This window comes from Fictibacillus sp. 26RED30, assembly GCF_015903845.1.
Classification (GTDB): Bacteria; Bacillota; Bacilli; order Bacillales; family Fictibacillaceae; genus Fictibacillus; species Fictibacillus phosphorivorans.
The window spans coordinates 1-210 of record NZ_JACZDV010000018.1; the positions used below are offsets into that span (position 1 = coordinate 1).

Genomic DNA, 210 nt, shown 5'->3' on the forward strand with positions numbered 1-210 from the left:
GATAAGTGCTGAAAGCATCTAAGCATGAAGCCCCCCTCAAGATGAGATTTCCCATCACGCAAGTGAGTAAGACCCCTTAGAGATGATGAGGTTGATAGGTCTGGTGTGGAAGCGTGGTGACACGTGGAGCTGACAGATACTAATCGGTCGAGGGCTTATCCTTAAAAAGCATAACGTTTGGAAACGTCGTATCTAGTTTTGAGAGAACAT

General features: G+C 45.7%; 1 rRNA gene. It reads left to right on the forward strand.

What is annotated here, in order from left to right:
- A 23S ribosomal RNA gene (locus IHV11_RS21060) occupies window positions 1–163 on the forward strand; the annotation flags it as partial.
- Between the last annotated feature and the right edge of the window lie 47 nt (window positions 164–210).